This window comes from Pseudomonas sp. WS 5503 (assembly GCF_012985385.1).
In the GTDB taxonomy this organism is placed as follows: Bacteria; Pseudomonadota; Gammaproteobacteria; order Pseudomonadales; family Pseudomonadaceae; genus Aquipseudomonas; species Aquipseudomonas paracarnis.
The window spans coordinates 561139-577598 of sequence record NZ_JAAQWI010000002.1; the positions used below are offsets into that span (position 1 = coordinate 561139).

14 protein-coding genes are annotated in these 16460 nt (G+C 60.6%); 6 read left to right on the plus strand and 8 right to left on the minus strand.

The annotated features are described in order from the left end of the window. The first annotated feature begins 85 nt into the window (after positions 1-85). On the plus strand, positions 86-1060 hold the full coding sequence (locus HBO10_RS08330; RefSeq protein ID WP_034129151.1) for a LysR family transcriptional regulator: 975 nt from the start codon (positions 86-88) through the stop codon (positions 1058-1060). Here the strand turns inward: HBO10_RS08330 and HBO10_RS08335 are convergent. The 3 genes from HBO10_RS08335 to HBO10_RS08345 all read right to left on the minus strand — a co-directional run bounded on the left by HBO10_RS08335 (position 990) and on the right by HBO10_RS08345 (position 5353). Next, positions 990-1187, minus strand: a complete 198-nt coding sequence (locus HBO10_RS08335; RefSeq protein ID WP_073526287.1) for a hypothetical protein — start codon at positions 1185-1187, stop codon at positions 990-992. The genes HBO10_RS08330 and HBO10_RS08335 overlap by 71 nt on opposite strands. A 263-nt stretch (positions 1188-1450) precedes the next feature. Next, complete coding sequence (hexR, locus tag HBO10_RS08340) at positions 1451-2317, minus strand: transcriptional regulator HexR (RefSeq protein WP_003177007.1); 867 nt, start codon at positions 2315-2317, stop codon at positions 1451-1453. A gap of 162 nt (positions 2318-2479) precedes the next feature. Next, complete coding sequence (locus HBO10_RS08345; RefSeq protein ID WP_034129153.1) at positions 2480-5353, minus strand: EAL domain-containing protein; 2874 nt, start codon at positions 5351-5353, stop codon at positions 2480-2482. A gap of 277 nt (positions 5354-5630) precedes the next feature. Between HBO10_RS08345 and uvrD the strand changes: the two genes are divergently transcribed. From uvrD to HBO10_RS08360, 3 genes are all read left to right on the plus strand, one after another. Continuing rightward, a complete protein-coding gene (gene uvrD / locus HBO10_RS08350) occupies positions 5631-7814 on the plus strand; it encodes a DNA helicase II (RefSeq protein ID WP_014720554.1) in 2184 nt (727 codons plus the stop codon). 306 nt (positions 7815-8120) lie between these two features. Continuing rightward, positions 8121-8987: a Tim44 domain-containing protein gene (locus HBO10_RS08355; RefSeq protein WP_003195740.1), complete on the plus strand. Its 867-nt coding sequence runs from the start codon at positions 8121-8123 to the stop codon at positions 8985-8987. Between the two features lie 135 nt (positions 8988-9122). Continuing rightward, entirely contained in the window at positions 9123-9530 is a 408-nt protein-coding gene (locus HBO10_RS08360; RefSeq protein ID WP_034129154.1) for an SMI1/KNR4 family protein, read from the plus strand. Between the two features lie 82 nt (positions 9531-9612). On the opposite strand, the gene HBO10_RS08365 is transcribed toward HBO10_RS08360, so the two are convergent. Continuing rightward, positions 9613-11373, minus strand: coding sequence for a cation:proton antiporter (locus HBO10_RS08365; protein WP_034129155.1), 1761 nt, complete (start codon positions 11371-11373; stop codon positions 9613-9615). Positions 11374-11655: 282 nt separating this feature from the next. Here HBO10_RS08365 and HBO10_RS08370 point away from each other — a divergent pair, with 282 nt between their 5' ends. Further along, positions 11656-12141: an acyl-CoA thioesterase gene (locus tag HBO10_RS08370; protein WP_003195747.1), complete on the plus strand. Its 486-nt coding sequence runs from the start codon at positions 11656-11658 to the stop codon at positions 12139-12141. A 62-nt stretch (positions 12142-12203) separates the two neighbouring features. Here HBO10_RS08370 and pdxY read toward each other — a convergent pair whose 3' ends face one another. Next, positions 12204-13076, minus strand: coding sequence for a pyridoxal kinase PdxY (gene pdxY, locus HBO10_RS08375; RefSeq protein WP_003195749.1), 873 nt, complete (start codon positions 13074-13076; stop codon positions 12204-12206). A 117-nt stretch (positions 13077-13193) separates the two neighbouring features. On the opposite strand from pdxY, the gene HBO10_RS08380 reads away from it, so the two are divergent. After that, entirely contained in the window at positions 13194-13589 is a 396-nt protein-coding gene (locus HBO10_RS08380; protein ID WP_003195752.1) for a DUF3301 domain-containing protein, read from the plus strand. On the opposite strand, the gene HBO10_RS08385 is transcribed toward HBO10_RS08380, so the two are convergent. From HBO10_RS08385 to zigA, 3 genes are read right to left on the minus strand one after another with little or no spacing between them, the layout of a single operon-like run. Then, positions 13583-14545, minus strand: a complete 963-nt coding sequence (locus HBO10_RS08385) for a CobW family GTP-binding protein (protein ID WP_034129156.1) — start codon at positions 14543-14545, stop codon at positions 13583-13585. The two genes, HBO10_RS08380 and HBO10_RS08385, sit on opposite strands and share 7 nt — an antisense overlap. Before the next feature lie 44 nt (positions 14546-14589). Further along, a complete protein-coding gene (locus HBO10_RS08390; protein ID WP_034129157.1) occupies positions 14590-15234 on the minus strand; it encodes a DUF1826 domain-containing protein in 645 nt (214 codons plus the stop codon). Continuing rightward, the gene (zigA, locus tag HBO10_RS08395; RefSeq protein WP_014720560.1) at positions 15234-16439 is read right to left on the minus strand and encodes a zinc metallochaperone GTPase ZigA; all 1206 of its coding nucleotides are present in this window, start codon (positions 16437-16439) and stop codon (positions 15234-15236) included. Before zigA ends, HBO10_RS08390 begins: the two co-directional genes overlap by 1 nt. Positions 16440-16460 lie beyond the last annotated feature (21 nt).

The window sequence follows — 16460 nt, forward strand, 5'->3', positions numbered from 1 at the left end:
ATTAACAAAAATCAATAATTATTGGGTTGTGTATAAGTAAAGACTTATAGTTAGCGGGAACACCAAGGGGCCGAGGCTTTATAAAATGCGTAAGTCATTGATGCGTATGACATTGCGTCAATTGCAGATCTTCAATGAAGTGTGTGATTTGCGTTCCTACAGCCGTGCCGCCGAGGAAATGTCCCTCACCCAACCGGCGGTCAGCCTGCAAATTCGCCAGCTGGAAGAACTGATCGGCCAGCCGCTGTTCGACTATGTCGGCAAAAAACTCTACATGACCGAGGCCGCCGAAGCTTTGCAACGGGCCAGCCGCGACATCTTCGGGCGCCTGGAAAACCTCGATATGCAGCTGTCGGACATGCAGGGTTCACTGCAAGGCCAACTGAAACTGGCGGTGGAGTCCAGCGCCAAGTATTTCGTGCCGCACCTGTTCGCCGCCTTCAAGCGCCAGCATCCGGAAGTGCAATTGCAGCTCACGGTGGTCAACCGTGCCCAGGTGATCCGCCGGCTCTCGGACAACCGCGACGACTTGGTGATCATGTCCATGGTGCCCCAGGACATGGGCCTGGAATTCCTGCCGTTTCTCAACAATCCGATTGTCGCCGTGGCGCTGCCAGATCATCCGTTGAGCCTGCAAGGGCCACTGCGCTTGCAGGACCTGGAGCCTTATACCCTGCTCATCCGCGAGCCGGGCTCTGGCACGCGACTGGCCTGCGAGGAATACTTCAAGGAAAAACGCGTGCACTTCACCCAGACGGTGGAAGTGGCCTCGGCCGAGGCGCAGCGTGAATGTGTGAGTGCAGGGTTGGGCGTGGCATTGCTGACGCGCCACGCCTTGAACCTGGAGCTGGCCACCGGCGGGCTCAAGGAGCTGCCGGTGGAAGAACTGCCGCTGTACCGCAGTTGGTGCCTGGTACAGGCCAAGGCTAAACGCCTGTCACCGGTGGCCCATGCGTTCCTGGGCTTTATTCGCAGCGAACGGGTGCAGATCAGCGCGCTGGCTGAGCGTTTCGCTGGGCAGCCACGGGTGCCTGCCAATGCAGTTCCGGGTAGTCACTGATGCTCTGGAGCAACTGGCGCTCTTCGCAACGGTCTTCGATGGCGCGACGGAACGCCATGCGGCGCTGGTCTTCCTGCTGACGACGGGTCTTGACGGTGCTGTTGCTGTCTTCGTAGGGCCGGGTCATTTGGAGTCTCCCAATGCGAGTACGGGGAGTACAGGATGGGCGTGGGGGATGACGGTTTGGCGGCGCGGGGATTACAGGATGATGAATCTTGCGAAATTGACGCAAACTCCCTGTGGGAGCTGGTTCGCTGTGGCGAGCAAGCTTGCTTGCGCTGGGGTGCGAAGCGCCCCCAAAAAAGCCGGAGACTGCCGCGCAGTCAGCGGGAGCAAGCTCCCTCGCCACAGCAAGCCAGCTCCCACACTTTGACCGAGTATGGCCTGGGCTTAGTCGTCGAGGGCTTTGACGGATTTTGGCGAGAGGCGAAGGCTACGCAAGCTGCGCTTCACGCTCTTGAGGTGGTTAACCAGGCTCGGGCCACGGGCCATGGCCACGCCCATCGCCAACACGTCGATAACCACCAGGTGGGCAATGCGCGAGGTCAGCGGCGTGTAGATTTCGGTGTCTTCATGCACGTCGATCGCCAGGTTCACCGTGGACAACTCGGCCAATGGCGTCTGGCTCGGGCACAGGGTAATCAACGACGCGCCGCTCTCACGCACCAGGTTGGCGGTGATCAGCAGGTCTTTGGAACGACCTGATTGGGAAATGCAGATGGCCACGTCAGTGGGCTTCAAGGTCACCGCCGACATCGCCTGCATGTGCGGGTCGCTGTAGGCCGCGGCGGTCAGCAGCAGGCGGAAGAACTTGTGCTGGGCATCGGCCGCCACCGCGCCGGACGCACCGAAGCCGTAGAACTCGACGCGCTGGGCCTGGGACATTGCGGTCACGGCCTTTTGCAGCTCCACCGGGTCGAGCTTCTCACGCACTTCCATCAAGGTGTGCAAGGTGGTGTCGAAGATTTTCAGGCTGTAGTCGGCGACGGAGTCGTCTTCATGGATTGCAAACTGGCCGAAGCTCGCACCGGCAGCCAGGCTTTGCGCCAGCTTGAGCTTGAGGTCCTGAAAGCCGGAGCAACCAATGGCGCGGCAGAAGCGCACGATGGTCGGCTCGCTGATGCCCACGCTGTGGGCCAAGTCGGCCATGGAACTGTGCATCACGGCCGCAGGGTCAAGCAGCACATGATCGGCAACCTTGAGTTCCGATTTGCGTAACAGGTGGCGCGACTGGGCGATATGTTGCAACAGGTTCAAAGGGCAGGACTCTTGTTATTGGCAGGCGCCAGGGATGTAGCAAGCTTGTAGTTATACTACAAGAATTGTCGTTTTGCCCGTTAGATGCATCACTAAATCGCCCTGCTCCCCTCTGATTCAGCGGGCAGCCGCTATGTAGCCATAAACGCGGCCTACGCTGCGTTAAGAAAAATCTGCGTTTTTGCGTAACAAATCCGCCAGCCCTTCGGCCCTCATGGGCGGGCTGATCAGGTAACCCTGTACCTCGTCACACTGCTCACCGCGCAGGAAATCCAGCTGCTGCTGATCCTCCACTCCTTCGGCCACTACCTTGAGCGCCAACCCGTGGGCCATGGCGATGATCGCACGGGTGATGGCCGCATCCTCGCGCCCCTGGCCAAGCCCCCGGATAAAGGCCTGGTCGATTTTTACGTAGTCCACCGGGATACGCTTGAGGTAGCTGAGGGACGAATAACCGGTGCCAAAGTCGTCGATGGCCAGCTTCACCCCCAGGTCGCGCAATTGCTGGAAGGTGGCGATGATGTGTTCAACGCTGTCGAGCAACTGGCTTTCGGTCAGTTCCAGCTCCAGGTACTGCGGGTCCAGTGCGGTTTCCTCCAGCACTTGGCGCACCAGGCTGACCAGCTTGCCCTGGCGCAGCTGATGCACCGACAGGTTGACCGACACGCGAATCGGCGCCAGCCCCTGACGCTGCCATTCGCAGGCCTGCCAGCAGGCCTGGCGCAGCACAAATTCGCCCAACGGCACGATCAAGCCGGTTTCTTCCGCCAAACCGATAAAGTCACTCGGCGGCACCATGCCCCATTGCGGATGCTCCCAGCGGACCAACGCCTCGGCAGCCTTCAGCTTGCCAGTGACCAGGCACAGCTTGGGTTGGTAAAACACCGTGAGCTGACGCTCGTCGATGGCTTTGCGCAGGTGGTTTTCCAGCTGCAAACGCTCCAGGGTGCTGGCTTGCAGGCTGTCGGTGAAGAACTGGAAATTATTCCCGCCCAAATGCTTGGCGTGCTGCATCGCCATATTCGCCTGGCTGACCAGTGCAGAAATCTCCCGTGCGTTATCAGGCAGCAGGCTGACGCCCATAGAGGCGCTTACCACCAGCTCATGGCCCTCCACGTTCACCGGCACGCGCAGCTTCGCCAGCAACCGGGTCGCCACCCGCGCCAGGCTGGATAAGTTGCCATAGGCGTCAAACAGTACGGCGAACTCATCACCGGACAGGCGCGCAATGGTGTCGGCCTCCGGCAGCGCGTTGATCAAGCGCCGCGCCATTTTCTGCAGCAGTTGGTCGGCCACTTCATGGCCCAGGCTGTCATTGAGCAATTTGAAGCGGTCGAGGTTGATATGCAGCAGCGCGAGGCTGCGACCGCCTTGGCGCACCCGCTGGTGAGCTTCGCGCAGCCGTTCGCGAAACAGCGAGCGGTTGGCCAGGCCGGTCAACTCGTCGTAGTGGGTGAGGTAGCGCATGCGCTCTTCCGACTCGCGCCGGGCGGACAGATCGGCGAAGAATCCTACGATATGACTGACGTTCCCCCGTACATCACGCACCACATTCAGCTGTAGCCATTGCGGGTACAGTTCGCCGTTCTTGCGCGTCTCCACCAATTCGCCCTGCCAGGTGCCGTGGCTGAGCAATGCCTGGCGGATCAGCGGGAAGTGGCGCCGCGCATCGCGACTGCTGGGCAGTTCCACGACGTTGCGGCCAAGCATGTCGTCGATGTCGAAACCGGTGACGCGGCTGAACGCCTGGTTCACGGCGATCAGCGCGTAGTTCGGGTCGAGGATCACAATGCCTTCGCTGGCCGCCTCGAACACCGTCGAAGCCAGGCGTTGCTGCTCCTCCACCGCCTTGCCGGCGCTGATGTCGCGGCGCGTGCCCAGCATACGGATGACGCGGCCACTGGGCGCGCGCTCCACGGCGCGCCCGCGGTCTTCGATCCACACCCAATGCCCATCGCCATGACGTATCCGGTACTCCACCTGATAGTCCTCGCTGCGGCCTTTGAGATGCTCTACCAGCGCGTGCTTGAGCAGTGGCAGATCGTCGGGGTGCAGGCGCGGTTTGAGGTGGCTGAGCATCGCCGTGACGTATTCGGGCTCCAGGCCAAACAACTCCTTGAGTTGCGTGTGGTGGACCTCGTCGGTTTGCAGGTTCCAGTCCCACAGGCCCAGTTCACTGGCTTGCAGGGCCATGGCCAGGCGCGCTTCGCTTTTACTCAAGGCGAGGCTGGCAGCATCCAATTGCTGGCTGCGTTGCGCCACACGATCTTGCAGACCGACCTGGGCTTCACGCAAGTTCTGCTCCACCTCGCGGCGCTGCTCGACTTCGCGCACCAGGTCCTGGTTCAACTGCTCACTGCGTTGCTGCGCCTGCTGTAAATGCTCGATCAGGGCCTGGTTCTGGAAACGGCGCAACAACCCGCGCTGGATCAGGCGGTTGACCTGCCACGCGACCAGGCTCAGGGACGCCAGCAGGATCAGCCCGAGGACGCCCCAGCCTTTTTGCTGCGGTGTGCCATTCCAGAACAGGTAGACGATGGCCGGCACCAGGCACGGCAAGGCAAACGACAGGTAAGCCCAAAAGCTCACGGCATAGGCCACGCTGGCCGACAAGGTGGCGGCGCCGATCAGGCCAAACACCCAGGCCTGATGCATGAAGCTGTCCGTGGGCACCAGGGCAATGGCCGCAACGGAGAGGGTCAGGCCACTGACCGCCGAGCCGAGCATGAACATACGGCGCCACACGGGCTGGGCCTGCCGGCTGGGCATGGCCGAATCAAAGGCTGCCACTTGAATCACGCGCATCGCCACCAGGGCAAGCAGCCAGAGCAGCCAGACGCTGTCCAGCAGGTACTGATTGGGGTTCCACAGCAACCAGGCGCAGACCAGGCCGTTGACCAGCATCAGCAGCGTCGGCAGCAACGAACCTTGATACAGCAGGCGCGTGCGCTCAACCGCGATTTCGGTTGCATAGTGTTTACGGATGACCTGTGCCGGGGCCGGCGAGGGGCCAAACAGGTCGGTGCTAAGGGTCATAGGCGGTGTTCTTATAATGGTGAGCCCGAAACGTCGACGGAGCATACACAAGCAAGCGCCTGGGCCAAACTGCTACAAGTCATAAAAAACCTCCTGCGATTGGCCGCAAACCTTTGGCCCAGACCGCTTGAGCAAGACACGGCATGGGCTGCGGGCGATGACCAACCGGTCATCACCCCCGTCAGAATGTTCGCCCGTCGATAGCTTGCAGGCGTTTTGCATCGACCATCCGGCATTGGGATTTGCCCAGGCCCCCCAAGGCCCATAGAATGCGTCGATGCGCGATGATCTCTCTCTTTTGCTGAACTCCCTCAACGATGCCCAACGCCAGGCCGTAGCGGCCCCCGTTGGCCGTCAGTTGGTCCTGGCCGGTGCTGGCTCCGGTAAAACCCGAGTGCTGGTGCACCGTATCGCCTGGTTGATCCAGGTCGAAAACGCGTCCCCGCATTCCATCCTGTCGGTGACCTTCACCAACAAGGCCGCTGCCGAGATGCGTCATCGCATCGAGCAGTTGATGGGCATCAGCCCGGCGGGCATGTGGGTGGGCACCTTCCACGGCCTGGCGCACCGCCTGTTGCGGGCGCATTGGCAGGAAGCCGGCCTGAGCCAGACCTTCCAGATTCTCGACAGCGACGACCAGCAACGCCTGGTCAAGCGCGTGATCCGCGAACTGGGCCTGGACGAACAACGCTGGCCGGCGCGCCAGGCACAGTGGTTTATCAACGGCCAGAAAGACGAGGGCCTGCGCCCGCAACATATCCAAGCCAGCGGCGACCTGTTCCTGGCCACGATGCGCAGCATTTATGAGGCCTATGAAGCGGCCTGCGTGCGCGCCGGCGTCATCGACTTCTCCGAACTGCTGCTGCGTGCCCTCGACCTGTGGCGCGACAACCCCGGTTTGCTGGCCCATTACCAGAAACGCTTCCGCCATATCCTGGTGGACGAGTTCCAGGACACCAACGCCGTGCAGTACGCATGGTTGCGTCTGCTGGCCAAGGGCGGTGACAGCCTGATGGTGGTGGGCGATGACGACCAGTCGATCTACGGCTGGCGGGGCGCGAAAATCGAGAACATCTACCAGTATTCCGAAGACTTCCCGGACGCGGTGACCATCCGCCTGGAGCAGAATTACCGCTCCACCGCCGGGATCCTCAAGGCGGCCAACGCCTTGATCGCCAACAACACCGGGCGCCTGGGCAAAGAGCTGTGGACCGACGGCGGCGAAGGCGAAGCGATCAACCTGTACGCGGCGTTCAATGAGCACGATGAAGCGCGTTACGTGGTCGAAACCATTGAAAGCGCACTGAAAACCGGCCTGGCCCGCAGCGATATCGCGATTCTGTACCGTTCCAACGCCCAATCGCGGGTGCTGGAAGAGGCCTTGCTGCGCGAACGCATCCCGTACCGCATCTATGGTGGCCAGCGCTTCTTCGAGCGCGCCGAAATCAAGAACGCCATGGCCTACCTGCGTTTGCTTGAAGGCCGTGGTAACGATGCAGCGCTGGAGCGGGTGATCAACATCCCGGCGCGTGGCATTGGCGAGAAAACCGTCGAAGCGATCCGCGACCATGCGCGCCATGCCGATGTGTCGATGTGGGAAGCCATGCGCTTGCTGATCGCCAACAAAGGCCTGACTGGCCGTGCTGCGGGGGCGTTGGGGGTGTTTGTCGAGCTGATCGAGAACCTGGCCGCCAAGTGCGCAGAGATGCCGCTGCACCTGATGACTCAGACCGTGATCGAGCAGTCCGGGCTGATCGCCTATCACGAAGCGGAAAAAGGCGAGAAAGGCCAGGCCCGGGTAGAAAACCTTGAGGAACTGGTCAGCGCCGCCCGCGCGTTCGAAAACACCGAGGACGACGAAGAGCTGACGCCGCTCGCCGCCTTCCTGGGCCACGCCTCGCTGGAAGCCGGCGATACCCAGGCCGACGAGCATGAAGACAGCATCCAGCTGATGACCTTGCACAGCGCCAAAGGCCTGGAATTCCCTTATGTGTTCCTGGTGGGCATGGAAGAAGGCCTGTTCCCTCACAAGATGAGCCTGGAAGAGCCCGGCCGCCTTGAAGAAGAACGCCGCCTGGCCTACGTGGGCATCACCCGGGCTATGCAGAACCTGGTGATGACCTACGCCGAGACCCGACGCCTATATGGCAGCGAAACCTACAACAAGGTGTCGCGCTTCGTACGTGAGGTGCCGAAAGGGCTGATCCAGGAAGTACGCTTGTCCAACAGCGTCAGCCGCCCGTTCGGCGGTGGCCAGCAACAGAACTCCAGCAGCATGTTTGCCGGTTCCGAAATACCGGAAACCCCGTTCAGCCTGGGCCAGCAGGTCAAGCATGCGATCTTCGGCGAAGGCGTGATCCTCAACTTCGAAGGCGCAGGCGCCCAGGCGCGGGTGCAGGTGAACTTCGCCGAGGGCAGCAAGTGGCTGATGATGGGTTACGCCAAGCTCGAAGCGGTCTGAGCTGATCACCTGTGACCATAGATTGCTTCCGCTGGCGTGCGCAGCGCGCCCGTTTTTTGGGGCTGCTGCGCAGCCCAGCGGGAGCAATCTCTGGCCACAATAAGCCCACCATCATGAAACACTGCGTAACATGAAGATTATTGGCCCAGCCTTGTTTTAGAGGCGTGCGGGCCAATATCCGTAATTGGTCCTACAGACCCTTCGGATTTGGTCTTACGCAAAAGCCCGAAACATTATGCCGCTAGCCTCTGCCACGACACCTGTGCAACATGGCGCGCGTGCAATCCACAAATGGGAATTCCCTATATGAAACGTTTTCTTAGCATCGCCATGGCGTTGTGCATCGGCCTGACGATGAGCCTCGACGCCAACGCCAAACGCTTCGGTGGCGGCAAAAGCTCGGGCGCGGCACCGACTCACCAGACCAGCCAAATGGCTCCATCCGCCGGTGCCGGCGGTGCTGCGGCTACTGCAGGCGCAGCCGGTGCCGCTGGCGCTGCTGCCAAGGCCGGCGGTGCTTCGCGTTGGCTGGGCCCACTGGCCGGCATCGCCGCCGGTGGCCTGCTTGCGTCCATGTTCATGGGCGACGGCTTCCAGGGCATGCAGATCTTCGACATCCTGATCATGGGCGTCATCGCCTTCCTGGTCTTCCGTTTTATCGCCGCCCGTCGCCGCAAGCAGCAGGAGCATCTGGCTCCAGCCGGCGCGCCGATGCAGCGTGAAGCGTTCGAACAGAAGCCTGCCATGGGTTCGATCTTCGGTGGTTCGGCAGCCCCTGCCGCCCGTCCGGTGATCAACGCACCGGCCTGGTTCAACGAAGAGCGTTTCGTCGAGGCGGCCCGCAGCCACTTCCAGTCCCTGCAACAGCACTGGGACGCCAACGAAATGGACAAGATCTCCGAGTTCGTGACCCCGCAGCTGCTGGAATTTCTCAAGCGCGAACGTGCCGAGATCGGTGACGCCTTCCAGTCGACCTACATCGACGACCTGCGCGTACAGCTCGATGGCGTGGATGATCGTGCCGACAAGACTATCGCCACCCTGACCTTCAGCGGCGTGTCGAAGTCCTCGCGCTTCGACCAGGGCGAAGTGTTCAGCGAAAGCTGGAATATGGAACGCGCCCAGGGCGACGACCAGCCATGGCTGGTCGCCGGTATCCGCCAGAACGGCTAATACCTGCTCGTTTGAGCAAGCGGTAACAAAAACCCCGGACATGTCCGGGGTTTTCTATTTCACGGTTGCACTTATAGCGAGCTACTGTATAAAACGCCCCTATAAACCGCGCCATCTAGCAAGAGGATCCCGGCCGTGGAAGAAATCATCGAACAACTGCGTGAAGCCAACGAACCGGTCCCGGTGCCTTTGGAGCTGCCTGACGAAGACCTGCTGGTGGAAATCGAGGAACAACTGTTCATCGACATCCCCTTTGTCTTCCGTGAATTCTTGCTGACCGTCAGTGACGTGGTCTACGGCAGCCTGGAGCCGGTGACCGTCACCGACCCACAGTCCCACACTTACCTGCCAGACGTTGCCGCCAACGCCTGGGATGCCGGTGTTGATCGCAGCCTGATCCCTATCTGCCAGGACGGCGACGACTACTATTGCGTCGAAGAAGACGGCACCGTCGTGCTGTGGTCCGGTGAGGAAGAACTGGTTACTGAAGAAACCTGGGAATCGGTGTGGCACTGGGCACGGGACGTCTGGCTGGAAAGCTGAGTCCCCTGACCTCTGGCAACCGGCTTTTGTGGCGAGGGAGCTTGCTCCCGCTGGGCTGCAAAGCAGCCCCCGCCAACGCCAGTCAGTGTTCCGTATCCTTGTGGTTATCCAGCGTCTCCAGCAACGCAACCTGCATCCGCGTATGCACACGGATAAACCAGCGCCAGAGCACTGCAGCCACCGCCGCCGTGACCACGGCAATCAACACCAGCAACTTGTTGGTCGGCAGAATACTGGCCGACAAGGCTGCCAATAGCAGGAAGATCACCAGCAGCGACAAGAGGGGGATCAGCTCCGCAATCACCCTTCGCACACGTTGGGTATGCCTCCCGGCCATTTCTGGTTTCACGCTCATCTCCGCCAGCAGCATCGACAGCGCCTTGAGCTTGCGATACGCCGCAATCAGAAACGGCAACGACACCAGCAGCGCCCCGCCCCAGATCAACGCCTTCTGCCAACTCTGATCGCTGACCCAGCCCTCGAGATACCCACCGATGCGCTCCGCGAAAAAGCTGCCGGCAAAGAAGATCGCGATCACCAACGCCAGGTTTACCCCGACCTGCAGGATGATCTTGCGGATCATCGCGGCCAACATCGCCCCCTCGCCCTGTGGCTGAATGCTGCGCAACCATTCGCCATACATGCCGAACACTCGGCTCATACGCTTGGGCATTACCGTCGCGATCTTCAATGACAGCGGGTCCGCGCCACGAATCAGGTAGGGCGTGAGCAGCGTGGTGATCGCCGAAACGGCCACCGCCACTGGGTACAGAAAGTCGCTGGTGACCTGCAGGGTCATCCCCAGCGCTGCGATGATGAAAGAAAACTCGCCAATTTGTGACAGCCCCATACCCACCCGCAGCGAGGTGCGACCATCGTTGCCGGCGATAAACGCGCCCAGCCCGCAAGACAGCATCTTGCCCAACACCACGGCCACGGTGATCACCGCAATGGGCCAGGCGTATTGCAGCAGGATCTGCGGGTCGATCATCAAGCCAATCGCCACGAAGAAAATCGCGCTGAACATGTCGCGAACGGGTTCGATCAGGCGTTCGATCTTAATCAACTGCCGGGATTCAGCCATGATCGCGCCGATCAAAAAGGCCCCGAGCACCATGCTGTATTCCAACTTCACCACCAGCAGGCAGAAACCAAAGCACAGCCCCAATACCGTGATCAGCAGCATCTCGTTGCTTTCAAACTTGGCCACATAAGCCAGCAGGCGCGGCACCAGCAAAATACCAATCACCAGCGCAACGATCATGAACAGCGAGAGCTTGCCGACAGTGGAGAACACCTCGCCGGAGCTGACCGTGCCACTCACGGCGATGCTCGACAGCAAGGCAATGATGCCGATACCCAGGATGTCCTCCACAATCAGCACACCGAAAATCAGCTGGGCGAACCGCTGGTCTTTCATCTTCAGGTCGTTGAGAGCCTTGACGATAATGGTGGTCGAGGAGATTGCCAGGATCGCGCCGAGGAACAGCGAGTCCATGGTGCTCCAGTCGAACCAGCGGCCGATCTCGTAGCCGATCCAGATCATCAGTACGATTTCCAGGAACGCCGCGATAAACGCCGTGGCCCCGACTTTGAATAGCTTGCGCAGGCTGAATTCCAGGCCCAGGCAGAACATCAGGAAGATGACCCCCAGCTCCGCCAGGGTCTTGATCGTGTCTTCATCGTGGATCAGGCCAAACGGCGGAGTGTGGGGGCCGATAATGAAGCCGGCGACGATGTAGCCCAACACCACCGGCTGCTTGAAGCGGTGAAACAGGATGGTGACCACCCCTGCCACCAGCATGATCACGGCCAAGTCCTGGATAAAGCTGATGGCGTGCATGGCGAGGGGCTCCTTGAGGGTGCCGGCGCTTTTCCCACTTCCGGCCGCGCCTTTGAAGGGTCGGAAAAGTCTGCCTTGATCGTAAGAAAAGCCCTGAGAAGGGCTTTTGAAGGGTAACACCGCGACTTCTGCTGGAAAGCCGGTGCAATATATGGAAACAGATCGCTGCGCGCGTGACGGCAAGCCGCCTGACGGCGTCCCGTTAGGGATGGCGCTGCAAAGACTTTGAGTACCCGCAGAGGTGCCTCCCCCCAACCAATGCCTACAACCCGTGAGTGTGCTATGGAACCCGGAAACGCCCAGCTGTCGATGACGGTACTGATGACCCCTGACATGGCCAACTTCTCTGGCAATGTGCACGGCGGCACGCTGCTCAAGTACCTCGACGAAGTGGCCTATGCCTGCGCCAGCCGTTATGCCGGTCGTTATGTGGTCACGCTGTCAGTAGATCAGGTGATCTTTCGCGAGCCGATTCATGTCGGTGAGCTGGTGACCTTCCTGGCGTCAGTCAACTACACCGGCAATACGTCGATGGAAGTGGGCATCAAGGTGGTGACCGAGAATATCCGTGAACGCTCGGTGCGCCATACCAACAGCTGCTTCTTCACCATGGTGGCCGTGGACGACCAGCGCAAACCTGCCGCCGTACCGCCGTTGCAGCCGCAGAACAGCGAAGACAAGCGCCGCTTTGTGCAGGCTCAGCAGCGTCGGCAGATTCGTCAGGAACTGGAAAAGCGCTACCGGGAGATCAAAGCCGACGCGCCGTAATTTGTAAACCCAATCAAAATGTGGGAACGGGCTTGCTCGCTCCCACATTGGGTTCTGTGTCATTACAGGCTGATCGGTGTGGCTTCGAAGCGCACACGAGGGTGGGCAATACGGTCCTGGGCCCGCACCAGTTCCAGTTCATAACTGGCGCAAGCCTGGGTTTCCAGCAGCACTTCATGCACGGCCGCGGCGGTGAATTCAAAGGCAGCCACCAGGCTATCACCCAACAGCACCCGCGCCAGAAACAGGCCCGACGTCAGGTCGCCCACGCCCACTGGCTGACGCGGAAACGCCAGCAGGGGCCGGCGCAAGTGCCAACTGCCGTCGGCCGTCACCAACAGCATTTCAAACCCTTCTGGCAGTTTGCCTGGGTAATCCAGGTGCTTGACCAACACCGCTTTGGGTCCGCGCGCCAGCAAGGCCTTGGCCATCGCCAGGCAATCGAACAGCGATTGCGGCTTGCGCCCGGCAAAACTATCCAGCTCCAGTTGGTTGGGGCACAGGAAGTCCGCCATGGCGGCGGCTTCATCCAAGAGGAAATCGCTGACCTCCTGCGGCACGATGCAACCCTTTTCCGGGTGGCCCATCACCGGGTCGCACAGGTACAGCGCCTTGGGGTTGATCGCCTTGATGCGCGCCACACCGCTGAGGATGGCGCGGCCCTGGTCGGCACTGCCCAGGTAACCGGACAGCACCGCATCACAGTTGCCCAGCTCGCCAATCGCGGCAATACCCTCTACCAGCGCAGGAATTTGCTGCGGCGCCAACACTTCGCCCGCCCACTGTCCATACTGTGTGTGGTTGGAGAACTGCACCGTGTTGAGCGGCCAGACGTTCACCCCGACCCGCTGCATGGGGAACACGGCGGCGCTGTTTCCGGCGTGGCCGAAGACCACATGAGACTGGATCGCAAGCAGGTGAGGTGTACGTTTCATGCGGGAGATTTCCGTAAAACCGTTGAATTTCTGGCCGAGCAGTATGCGACTAAACGCAGCCTGTACGACAGACCGGCGACACAGTTAAGCTGCGCTCACTTTGTTGGAGTTCATGGAATGCTGACCCTGGGAAACATCTTCGTCTTGATGCTGCTGGCCACCGGCGCCGCCTGGGTTTGGCACAACCACGGCCTGCGTGAACGGGCGCTGGCGCGGGTCAAGCAGCATTGCGCCAAGCTCGATATCGAGCTGCTTGACGGTGCCGTGGCGCTCAAGCGCATCGGTTTCGTCAAGGATGCCAATGGCCGCCGACGCCTGGCGCGCATCTATAATTTCGAGTTCACGGTGACCGGCGAAACCCGGCATGCCGGGGTCATCACCCAATTCGGCGCCCACAGCGCGCAGATCGAACTGGCGCCCTACCCGTTCGAAACCAAGGAGCCGCTGCCCAGCGCCGAGATCATCGAATTGAGCCAGTGGCGCCAGGACCACGCCAGCAAGAAACATCAGTAACGGCAGGCTGCCAGGGCGCTTTGCAATGCGGCCACGTCCTGTGGTGCGCTGAAGATCAACTCAACACGTGAATCGCGCCGCCAAGCGCTGGGTTGCCAGTGCAGTGGGCTGTTATCCACCGCGTTGGCGGACACCCAGCCGTCCACACTGTGGATAACCAATTTGGCCCGGCGCCAGCCCAAACTCGATAGCCACTGATGCAGACGGCTGACATCGAATCGCTGGCTTGGGTGCCAGCGCCAGCCGATGCTCCAGCCGCCCTCCTGGCTCTGACTCAGACAGATCGGCAGCCCCGGGTCGCTCCAGATCGCCGGCATTTGCCCCACCGCTTCAGGCACGCCGAGATTATCCACCGCTACTTGGGCCTGCGCTTTCAAACCGGGCAACCGGTCGAGTGGCAGTTGCGCCTGGCGTGTCCAATGGAGCGGGCAATCGGGTAATTGCGCTTCAATCGCCTGACGTTGCACCGCAGTCAGCGTCTCGTCCTTGTTCAACACCAGCAGACCGGCACTGGCTAACGCTTCCTGTTGTGCTTGCGGCAACGGCCTGCCCGCCGCCAACGCCTGGGCATCGAGTACCAGCACGCAAGGCTGCACGGCCAGCACGTCTTGCCATGGTGCGTGCCGCAGTTGCTTGAGCAATTGCGCCGGATGGCCCAAGCCCGAGGGCTCGATAAACAACCGGTCCGGCTTAGCCTTACGCAACAAGCGGCCCAGCCCTACCTGGAACGGTGCACCGTTCACACAGCACAAACAGCCGCCAGCCACCTCGCCCAAGGCGATGCCGTCATCGTCTTGTGTGAGTAGGGCTGCGTCCAGGCCGATCTGGCCGAACTCGTTGATCAGCACCGCCCAGCGCTCGTTGGCCTGGCGCTGGGCAAGCAGGTGCTTGATCAGGCTGGTCTTGCCGGCGCCCAATGGCCCTGCAATCACATGGGTAGGAATGTTCTGCAACATGAGAGGCATCGTTCAGGCCGTGTAGAGCGTTTGATCCTACGCGGTTATGCCAGCCAATCCAGTGTCAGGATCAACCGTCGCTCATCGGCCTTGAGCACTGGCGAGCGGTGGATCAGCCCATGTCCTTCATTGCCGTGCCATTTGGTGCCTTTAAGCAGCGCCACTTCACCGCAATGGATCTGCTCGATGCGCTCAGTGGGCTCGGCATCCGCCTGGCTCAATGTGCGCCGGTCCATAACGCCTTCGCGCAACCATTGGCTACCGATACCGGCGTAGGTGGTGATCAGCCGAACAGGCACGTGATCAACGTGAAAACGCGGACACATGGCCTTGTCCAATAGCCGTAAACGCACGCCGATGCGCTTGGCGCCCAGCAGGCAGGCGAATGCACTGACCAGCCACGACACATCGGCGATAAACCCATCGTAGCCTTCAAGATCGCGACAGCTGGACGCCAAACCTTGCAAGTTCGGCACGGAGTCTTCGCTAGCCAACTCGACCACCAAGGACTCGGCCAACGATTCATTGAGCGCCACCAGCAAAGCGCCAAACTCGGCGATATGCAGGGGCAATTGGCGCTGCCAGATCGCCAGGTTGACGCCATCATTGAGGATGTCGGACAGCGCCAGCGGCGTTTCTCCACAGCTTTGGCGGATGACAGGGCGTAGGGGAATGACCGGGGCCAGCATCAGGCGACCTGCTCGTACCAAGGGCCAAACGGGTCGGGTAGCTGGCGCCAACCTTCGACACCCAGGGCCATTTCTTCATCGGTGAGCAAGCAGGCGTCCAACTCGGTACGCATCTGGGCAAAGTCGATGTTTTGCCCGATAAACACCAGTTCCTGACGGCAGTCACCCGTGCTCAACTGCCAGTTAGCCATGATCGCCGCCACGCTTTCTTCGTCCTGAGGCCACTGGCTTTTCGGCACAAAGCGCCACCAACGCCCGGCAAACCCATGGCGCATCAACCCGCCCGCCTGGGACCAACTGCCCGCATCCTGATGTTTGCTGGCCAACCAGAAGAAACCCTTGGAGCGCAACAGCTTGCCGTTGACCCAGGGACGGTCGATAAAGTCGAAAAACCGCTGTGGATGGAATGGCCGGCGCGCACGGTAAGCCGTGGACGCTATGCCGTATTCTTCGGTTTCCGGTACATGCTCACCGCGCAATTCCTGCAACCAGCCCGGGGCCTGGGCGGCGCGTTCGAAGTCGAAACGGCCAGTGTTGAGGATTTTGTTCAGCGGCACTTCGCCCATAACCATCGGGATGATCTCCGCCTGGGCGTTGAGGCGCTCGAGGATGGCCATCAGTTCTTCGCGCTCACGGCTGCTGATCAGGTCGATCTTGCTGATCAGGATGACGTCGGCGAATTCGATCTGTTCGATCAACAGGTCGGTGATGGAACGTTCATCCTCCTCACCGAGGGTTTCGCCCCGTGAAGCCAGGCTTTCGGCGGCCTGGTAGTCGAGCAGGAAATTCATACCGTCGACCACAGTGACCATCGTGTCCAGGCGTGCAATGTCGGCCAGGCTTTGCTCGTTTTCATCGCGAAAAGTGAAGGTTTCGGCCACGGGCAAAGGTTCGGAAATACCGGTGGATTCGATCAGCAGGTAATCGAAACGACCTTCTTTGGCGAGTTTTCCCACCTCTTCAAGTAAGTCTTCACGCAAGGTGCAGCAGATGCAGCCATTGCTCATCTCCACCAGCTTTTCTTCCGAACGATTGAGCGTGACATCACGCTGCACCTCGCTGCCGTCGATGTTGATTTCGCTCATGTCGTTGACGATCACCGCCACCCGCAGGTTGTCGCGGTTGCGCAGGACATAGTTGAGCAGAGTGCTTTTACCGGCACCGAGAAAGCCGGACAACACGGTCACAGGGAGACGATTGGGCATCAGGTATTCCTCATCAAGGTT